Annotated in this window: 10 protein-coding genes; all 10 read left to right on the plus strand. The window is 41.2% G+C overall.

The window, feature by feature from the left end:
- Nucleotides 1–27: 27 nt before the first annotated feature.
- Nucleotides 28–900 carry an ABC transporter six-transmembrane domain-containing protein gene (locus CVT14_RS03780; RefSeq protein WP_009294210.1) on the plus strand — a complete coding sequence of 291 codons (873 nt, stop codon included), beginning with the start codon at nucleotides 28–30 and terminating at the stop codon, nucleotides 898–900.
- A complete protein-coding gene (locus CVT14_RS03785) occupies nucleotides 890–1,810 on the plus strand; it encodes a cation diffusion facilitator family transporter (RefSeq protein ID WP_107849740.1) in 921 nt (306 codons plus the stop codon). Before CVT14_RS03780 ends, CVT14_RS03785 begins: the two co-directional genes overlap by 11 nt.
- Nucleotides 1,811–1,836: 26 nt before the next feature.
- A complete protein-coding gene (locus tag CVT14_RS03790) occupies nucleotides 1,837–2,226 on the plus strand; it encodes a hypothetical protein (RefSeq protein WP_021090059.1) in 390 nt (129 codons plus the stop codon).
- Nucleotides 2,227–2,315: 89 nt separating this feature from the next.
- Nucleotides 2,316–4,106 (plus strand): translation elongation factor 4, encoded by a 1,791-nt coding sequence (gene lepA / locus CVT14_RS03795; protein WP_021087702.1) that lies wholly within the window; start codon nucleotides 2,316–2,318, stop codon nucleotides 4,104–4,106.
- A gap of 49 nt (nucleotides 4,107–4,155) precedes the next feature.
- Nucleotides 4,156–4,284 carry a hypothetical protein gene (locus tag CVT14_RS10950; protein WP_261790031.1) on the plus strand — a complete coding sequence of 43 codons (129 nt, stop codon included), beginning with the start codon at nucleotides 4,156–4,158 and terminating at the stop codon, nucleotides 4,282–4,284.
- 37 nt (nucleotides 4,285–4,321) lie between these two features.
- On the plus strand, nucleotides 4,322–4,552 hold the full coding sequence (locus CVT14_RS03800) for a 2-hydroxymuconate tautomerase family protein (protein WP_009294206.1): 231 nt from the start codon (nucleotides 4,322–4,324) through the stop codon (nucleotides 4,550–4,552).
- Nucleotides 4,546–5,268, plus strand: coding sequence for a hypothetical protein (locus tag CVT14_RS03805; RefSeq protein ID WP_107849741.1), 723 nt, complete (start codon nucleotides 4,546–4,548; stop codon nucleotides 5,266–5,268). Before CVT14_RS03800 ends, CVT14_RS03805 begins: the two co-directional genes overlap by 7 nt.
- A 10-nt stretch (nucleotides 5,269–5,278) precedes the next feature.
- The gene (locus tag CVT14_RS03810) at nucleotides 5,279–5,836 is read left to right on the plus strand and encodes a YajG family lipoprotein (RefSeq protein ID WP_021090028.1); all 558 of its coding nucleotides are present in this window, start codon (nucleotides 5,279–5,281) and stop codon (nucleotides 5,834–5,836) included.
- On the plus strand, nucleotides 5,836–6,405 hold the full coding sequence (locus tag CVT14_RS03815) for a ComF family protein (protein ID WP_107849742.1): 570 nt from the start codon (nucleotides 5,836–5,838) through the stop codon (nucleotides 6,403–6,405). The genes CVT14_RS03810 and CVT14_RS03815 overlap by 1 nt, the downstream gene beginning before the upstream one ends.
- Nucleotides 6,406–6,519: 114 nt before the next feature.
- Nucleotides 6,520–8,120: cache domain-containing protein (locus tag CVT14_RS03820; protein WP_107849743.1), on the plus strand; the 1,601-nt coding region annotated here is incomplete at its 3' end.

Below are 8,120 nucleotides of genomic sequence, written 5' to 3' on the forward strand. Positions count from 1 at the left end.
AAATTCGCAGAATTTTTAGGAGTAAATTTGCAAAATAACGCCTTTAAAACGCTAAAGAGCATAGCGACCGAGCATAACAAAAAGCTCATTTTGACCTTTACTTTGGTGCTAGCAGAGAACGGACTTTTTCTAGCTTATCCGATATTTGCAGGCTTTGCGATCAACGCAATCATGCAAGGAAATACGCTAAATGCCCTCATTTACGCACTTTTTGTACTCATAGCGTGGCTTGTAGGAGCCATTAGGCGCCGCGTGGATACGCAAGTTTTTGCAAATATCTACGCAAAGCTTGCTGTAAATGTCATCATGAATGAAAAACAAAATGCCAAAGACGACTCCGCCATCATCGCTAGAGTAGCGCTCTCGCGAGAGTTTGTAAATTTCTTTGAGACGCATTTTCCTATGTTTTTTACATCGGTCATTTCGATCATTGGCTCAGCGTTTATGCTCATCTTTGTCGAGCCAAAGGTCGCTGTGGCGTGCTTTGCCGTGATGACCTTTTTTCTTATATTTTTACCAAGATATATCAAGAAAAACGACGACCTTTATCTTCGCTTAAATGACCGCCTAGAAAAAGAGGCAAAGGTGATAGGTATTTTTAACAAAAGCACGCTAAATAGGCACTACGATGTCGTTTCTAAATTTCGTATAGCGATCTCAAATAGAGAGGCGATGAGCTATTTTATCATCGGCATTAGCGCTTCGCTACTCTTTTTGGTGGCGATAATAGTGCTAAGCTCGCAGCAGACAAATGCCGGCCACATCTACTCTGTGATGACCTATATATGGAATTTCGTCATCAGCCTTGACGACTCGCCAAAACTCATCGAGGAATTTTCAAATTTAAAAGATATCGGCAAGAGGATCGACGCCGAAAAGAAGGACAATAATGCACAATAAGAGCGTTCTTAGAAATTCATTTTTTCTAATTTTCACGTTTATGATAGTTGAGGCCGTTTTTGGCTTCGTTTCAAACTCGCTTGCGCTTATTAGCGACGCATTTCACATGCTCTCAGACGCTGCGGCTCTCTTTTTGTCACTGGTCGCTTTTAAGATCGCAGAAAAAAGGGCAAATTTACAAAAGACCTTTGGCTACAAAAGGGTCGAGATCATCGCCGCTTTTATAAATGCCATCGCTCTTATCGCACTTGCTGTTTTTGTCATAGTAGAAGCTATCATCAGACTTTTTAACGAGCCAGAGATCAAAGCTGAGACGATGCTTTTTGTTAGCATTTTGGGGCTTGTGGTAAATTTAGTCGTGGCCGTTTATATGCACAAAAGCGCTGATACAAAAGAAAATTTAAATATGAAAGGTGCTTATCTGCACGTACTTGGCGACACGCTTGGCTCAGTTGGTGCCATCGTCGCGGCACTTCTTGTGATGAAATTTAACTTCACGCAGGCCGATAGCATCGCAAGTATCTTTGTCTCGCTACTCATCATAAAAAGTGGCGCTAGCTTACTAAAAGATAGCTTTAATATCCTAATCGAAGCCGTGCCGCTTAAGCTTGATACGGATGAAATTTTAGGCGTTATAAAGAGCGTAGATGGCGTTAAAATCGTGCATGACCTGCATATCTGGGCGATAAATGCTGGCACAAATGCGCTCATAGCCCACGTGGTGGTGGATGACACGTTAAGCGTGGCTGAAATTTCAAAGATGATAAAGCGCATCGAGCACGAGCTTTCTCACGTTGGCATCGGTCACGTCACGCTTCAGTTTGAGAGCGAGAGCCTTGGGCACAAAGACGATCTCATCTGCGAGCTAAAAAGCGAGCATAAAGACGAGCACTTTGGGCATCATCACTAAAATTTGACACAAAAGGCTTAAATTTAATGTTGCGCATAAAAAATGAATATCTGGTAGTCGTGGCTATTGGTTTGCTTGGTATTTTTATGGATATGACTCCTCTTATCGCAGTAAATTTCGTAGTAGCCTTGATCTGCGCTCTATTTTGTATGAAAAAGGATTATATATTTATTTTGTTGTTGGCGTTAAATTTTGCTCTATATTTTAACGCCATAGACACCCCTTTTGAACAACCAGAGCTTTGGACTTATCACGTGCCAGTGCTTGCAACTGCGACATACGGACTTATTGCTTTATTCTATGCTTCAGGTTTTCTTATTTTTTTGCCGCTTGTGGCTTACGCCTATTTTTTATATTCGCTTTGCGTTGTGCTCTGTGATCTGCGTAAAATTTTAAGAGCTAAATTTGAGCTTTAAATTTAAGCCTTGCTGGCCTAACAAACTCATTTTTACTCAACTTTAACGATTTTTTTTATAAAATCGCCTAAAATTTAACTAGGGATTTCATGAAAAACATTAGAAATTTTAGCATCATCGCTCACATCGACCACGGCAAAAGCACGCTTGCCGACCGTCTCATTCAGGAGTGTGGCGCTGTTAGCGACCGTGAGATGAGCTCGCAGATCATGGACACGATGGATATCGAAAAAGAGCGTGGCATCACGATCAAAGCCCAGTCTGTTCGCCTAAACTACGCACTAAATGGGCAAAATTTTGTTCTAAATTTGATAGACACCCCAGGACACGTTGATTTTAGCTACGAGGTGAGCCGTAGCCTAGCTAGCTGCGAGGGCGCACTGCTTGTGGTGGATGCTTCTCAGGGTGTGGAGGCGCAAACCATCGCAAACGTCTATATCGCACTTGAAAACAATCTAGAGATCATCCCAGTCATTAACAAGATCGACCTACCTGCGGCTGACCCTGCTAGGGTAAAAGACGAGATCGAGCACATCATCGGACTTGACTGCTCAGGAGCGATCGAAGTGAGCGCAAAAACAGGCGTTGGCATAAAGGAGCTACTTGAAGCGATCATCACGAGGATCCCTGCGCCAAATGGCGACGCAAGCAAGCCTACAAAGGCGCTCATTTACGATAGTTGGTTTGACAACTACCTTGGCGCGCTTGCTCTTGTGCGCGTTTATGATGGTGAAATTTCAAAAAATGATGAAATTTTGGTCATGGGCACGGGCAAAAAACACATCGTACTAGACCTCATGTATCCAAATCCTATAGCTCCGATCAAGACCAAAACGCTTAGCGCTGGCGAGGTTGGCATCGTTGTTTTGGGGCTTAAAAACGTTAGCGATGTGCAAGTTGGAGATACGATAACGCAGTCAAGAAATCCTCTAAAAGAGCCAGTTGGCGGCTTTGAGAGGGCTAAGCCGTTTGTTTTTGCGGGACTTTATCCAATAGAAACTGATAAATTTGAAGATCTGCGTGACGCGCTGGATAAGCTAAAGCTCAATGATAGCTCCATTAGCTACGAGCCAGAGACCTCGGTCGCACTTGGATTTGGCTTTAGGGTTGGCTTTTTAGGTCTTCTTCACATGGAGGTAGTCAAAGAGAGGCTGGAGCGTGAATTTGACCTAGATCTCATCGCCACAGCGCCGACTGTGACTTATGAAGTCATCCAAACTGATGGACTAAATTTAAAAATTCAAAACCCAAGTCAGTTGCCGCCTGTAAATAAAATAGACTCGATCCTTGAGCCATACGTGAAGGCGACTATCATCACGCCAAGCGAGTTTTTGGGCAATATCATCACGCTCTTAAACAACCGCCGCGGCATACAAACAAAGATGGACTACATCACGACTGACCGCGTTTTACTCGAGTATGACATACCGATGAACGAGATCGTGATGGACTTTTACGATAAGCTAAAATCAAGCACCAAAGGCTATGCGAGTTTTGACTACGAGCCAAGCGACTACCGCGTGGGCGATCTAGTGAAGCTTGATGTCAAAGTGGCCGGCGAGACGGTCGATGCGCTCTCTATCATCGTGCCTGAGAGCAAGGCGCAGACAAAGGGCAGGGACTTTGTAAAGGCGATGAAAGAGATCGTGCCACGTCAGCTCTTTGAAGTGGCGATACAAGCGAGCATCGGCAATAAAATAATCGCCCGAGAAACCGTAAAATCAATGGGTAAAAACGTCACAGCCAAGTGCTACGGCGGCGACATCACTCGTAAGAGAAAGTTGCTTGAAAAGCAAAAAGAGGGTAAGAAGAGGATGAAGGCGATAGGAAAGGTGAATTTGCCGCAGGAGGCGTTTTTATCAGTCCTAAAAATAGACTAGTGGCTTATCTTTTGTGTCCTTTTGAAAGAGTTAGTGAAATTTTGGCTTGATGAACTACATGTTCTATCCGCACCAAAATTTCACGTCACAGCTTTCAAAATCATCACAAAATATCTCGCCTTGTTGTGAGGTGGCGATACTGCCGCATTTGGGAGCTTGTTTGGTGGATAGGTTTTGATTAAAATTTAAGTGCTAAATTTACAAAAAGGAGTGCTATGCCGTTTGTGAAAATTTGCGTGACAAAAGAGGGTGATAGCCCAAGTGTGGAGCAAAAAGAGAAGATGATAAGCGGAGTTACAAAGCTAATAAGCGAAATTTTAGGTAGAAGCGCTCAAAATACCGTTGTCATTATCGATGAGATCGATACGAACAACTACGGCATCGCTGGCGAGAGCGTGAAAAATCTCCGCAAAAAACAAAAAGAGCAAAAGGAAGTGAAATGCTAAGAGCGACATTATTAGCAATTTTTGCAGCCGTCTTTCTAACTGGCTGCGTGGCAAAAGCTAGCCTTTGTCTATCGTGCGAGGGCATAGACGGCGTGCAAAGTGCAAGCATAAGTAGCGAAGATAAGACCTATTTTGAAGAGGTTATGAGGATCCCAGCTGACTGCAGCGCTTGCAGGGGCAGGGGCGATGGCGTCTTTATAAATGGCGTCAAGTATAGAAGCGACGTGGCGATAAACTGCTGCTTAGAAAAAAATATGATCGACATAAATGTCGGACTAAAGAAGGTATATTTTCATAGGATCGTGGATGCTAGAAGCAGCGCAAGGTCGATTTACTATACAAGAGAAGATGGTAGCGGCGTAGTCTTTAACTCAAATCCACGCCTTGAAGTGCTCTTTTATATGTTTTTAAAACGTGAGCTAAACTCGCGTGGCATCGTTGTCGTGGATACGCAAACATCGCCTTATACATATAGGCTTGATTTTAGATTTGACGAGCTTAGAGGCACTTACTCTAGAAGCTCTGAAATTTTAAACGGACATCTATATGGCGAGCTTATGCTTTCAGATATAAATTTCAAAAAACGAATTCCTATCTCGACTAGACACCACGTGGAGGAGCTTGAGGCGTCAAGAAGCGGTCAGTTTGACTTTTTTATCGCGCTTTTAGTCAAGCAAGCTGCCATAAAAGTAGCTGATGAGATCACTAAACTTTGAAAGGAAAAATATGAGTAAATTTAAATTTCTAGCTATCTTTGGACTTTTTGTCCTATTTTTGAGCGGTTGCGCGCCTACTCAGACAGTAGTTGCCTTCGATCCTTACAAAACTGCTGCAAGTCAGCAAGCTAACGGCCTTGAAGTCTATATAAGTGCGGTGCATGATAGTCGCAAAAACAAAAGCACTATCGCAACTATAACCGATGGTAGAGGCACTGTAAAAGAGTATGTCGTGCTTCAAAACGATCTTGCGACTTACTTTAGCGACTCCCTTAAAAGAGAGCTTGCGGCACGTGGCGCAAATGTAAATGGCATGGGTGGCGTTGTGGTTGAAGTTTTTATAAACGAATTTGAAGCAAATATGAGCGGATATAACAGCGACAACACAAGGGGCAAGATAAAGATCACTCTTAAAATTCAAAAAGGCGATCAAAGCATCATCAAAAATATCTCAAACAACCAAACCAAATTTGAGCTAGTTCGCACTGGTGGAGCATTTAAGCCATTCTTAACAGACATCATAAATGACGCTGTTAAACGCTCTGCGATCGCTATCTTAAATAGCTGATGTTTTGTGCGTTTTGCAAGAGCTTTACGCTAAAGACATTTTGTAAAACCTGCTCGCAAATTTTAAGCGAGCCAAGCCCTTTGGTAAGAGAGCTAGAGGGCTTTAAAATTTATAGCTTCTACGGCTACTCTGAGATCAAAGAGCTCATCCACTCAAAGCACCAAATGCACGGACTTTTTATCTATAAAAATTTAGCCAAATTTGCATTTAAGAAATTTGCTAAAAGCTTTAGCTTTCCAGAGCAAATTTATGCTCTGCCGATAGATGATAGAGTGCATCATGGCTACTCGCACACGGCTATTTTGGCAAATGAACTTTGTGCAAAAAACCTTAAACCAGTTTTTCACGCCCTGCATGCGACAAGCAGTGTCAGTTATAGCGGCAAGGATCTTAAATTTAGACAAAACAATCCAAGAAATTTTAAAATTTTAAAAAAGATCACGGCGCCAGTTATCTTGATAGATGACATCGTAACCACTGGCACAACGATACTAGAAGCTAGAGATACGCTTCAAAAAGCAGGCGTTGATGTGCTTTTCGCGCTTGTTTTAGCAGATGCTAGAAACTAAGTTTTATATGAAAATTTAGCTTGAAATTTCATACCTCAATAATTGTAAATAGCTATTAACCATAAAAAATTTTTGCCGATATAAACATAAAATTTACACAAAGGGATTTTGTTTATGAAAAAAGCAGCAAACAAGATAGCACTCATTATTGTGGTGCTTTTAGTTGTCTCGCTTGGCGTGTTTTCAACGGTGAATTACACAAATACCAAGGAGAGGATTTACGATCTAGCAAAGGAGTCTAAGACTTCATCTTCAAAAGTTTTGCAGTTTTATATGAATGCATTTTTTGAAGACAAGCTTGCAGCCGTTCAAAATTTTGCTAGTTACATCGAGGCGCATCCGCAAATTTTAGATGACAAAGAGGCTTTAGAAAAAGTGCTGATGAACGCAGCACAGGTTACTGATTTTTCTGAGTTTTACTTTGGCTATGCAGCTGATGGTGCTGTTTATAACGCTGTGCTTGATGGCAAAGAGCGTAAATTTATGGTTTTTGATCAGAGAAAAAACTATGATGCGAGGGTTAAAGGCTGGTACAAGGACGCTATTGCAAAAGAGGGCATCATCTTTTCAGCTCCATACACAAGCTCAGCTGGTGGCTTAAATTTAACTATCGCTAAAAAGATAGTTGTTGATGGCAAGGTTGTTGGTGTCTTTGGCGTGGATATGGGCATAGATAAGCTTGATAATGAGCTCAATAAGATAAAACCAACTCCAAGTAGCGCGATAGCACTATTTGACCTAGAGCATAAAAAAATAATTCATTTCGTTCATAAGGATCTTGTTTTGTCTGATGCTAGCGAAGCTATGAAGATCATTGATGACTACTCAAATGAGTATAAGAAAAATGGCGATAAAACATTTACTTATAATCTTAGAGGCACAGAGAGACTTCTTGCTTGCGAGCTTTACGATCAAGCAAACTGGCTTGTATGCTCTGCAAACTCTTGGAGCGATTATGACGGAAGCCTTAGTAAAACACTTATCTCACAAGTCATCTCTTCAGTTATATTTATAATAGTCATCGTAGCACTTCTTATATTTATCGTTAGCAGATCGCTTAAGCCACTCTCAAAGATATCTGATTCGCTTATTTCGTTCTTTAAATTTCTAAACTACGAGATCAAAGAGCCAGTTAAGTCAAATATCGTTTCTAAAGATGAATTTGGCGTTATATCTTCTCTTATAAACGAAAATATCCAAAAGATCCAAACATCTAAAGAAAAAGAAAACACCTTCATCCAAAAAGCCAACACCTTTGTAAATGAGATAAAAGATGGCAACTATGAAGCAAGCCTAGAAGCTGATACTAATAACCCAGCTCTAAATCAACTAAAAAGCACATTTAAAGATCTACAACTTGCTCTTAAAAATGCAATCTCAAGTAATGGCAAAGATGTACTTGATCTACTAAACACTTATAAAAACCAAGACTTTACAAAAAGACTTGATGATGATGGTAAGATAGCAAGTGGTATAAACTCTCTAGGCATTGAGATATCTAAAATGCTAAATGACAATCTAAACCAAGCACAAGTACTAGAAGAAAAAGCTAAACTTCTAGCAAGCTCAGTATCTAAAGTAGCAAGCTCAGCAAACACTCAAGCAAATAGCTTACAAGAAAGCGCAGCAGCAGTTGAGCAAATGTCTAGCTCAATGAATGCCATCTCTCAAAAGACAGCTGATGTTATAAGACAAAGTGATGAAATTAAAAACAT

The organism is Campylobacter concisus (genome assembly GCF_003048445.1).
GTDB lineage: Bacteria > Campylobacterota > Campylobacteria > Campylobacterales > Campylobacteraceae > Campylobacter_A > Campylobacter_A concisus_BF.